1 rRNA gene is annotated in these 392 nt (G+C 53.3%); it reads left to right on the forward strand.

Going from position 1 to position 392, the window contains the following annotated elements:
• Window positions 1-221: 221 nt before the first annotated feature.
• Window positions 222-337 (forward strand): 5S ribosomal RNA (gene rrf, locus V6943_RS20580).
• The last annotated feature ends 55 nt before the right edge of the window (window positions 338-392 follow it).

Genomic DNA, 392 nt, shown 5'->3' on the forward strand with positions numbered 1-392 from the left:
TGGGGTGTGTAAGCGTTGTGAGGCGTTGAGCTAACCCATACTAATTGCCCGTGAGGCTTGACCATATAACACCCAAACAATTTGATGTTTGCGTGTCAGACGGTTGAAGTCGACAAACAAACCGAAAAGACGCATCGCTCGCAAAGCGAACCGAAACACAGCAACACCATCACATGCCCGATTCGCTGCAGCGGCTAAATCCCGAGGCAGCAACCGAATTGCTTGACGACCATAGAGCGTTGGAACCACCTGATCCCATCCCGAACTCAGCAGTGAAACGACGCATCGCCGATGGTAGTGTGGGGTCTCCCCATGTGAGAGTAGGTCATCGTCAAGCTTCTACACCAAACCCCCGGCCCTCGTAAGAAGGTCGGGGGTTTGTCTTTGCGCGA

Origin of the sequence: Pseudomonas sp. CBC3 (genome assembly GCF_037967085.1) — a bacterium.
Taxonomy (GTDB): domain Bacteria; phylum Pseudomonadota; class Gammaproteobacteria; order Pseudomonadales; family Pseudomonadaceae; genus Stutzerimonas.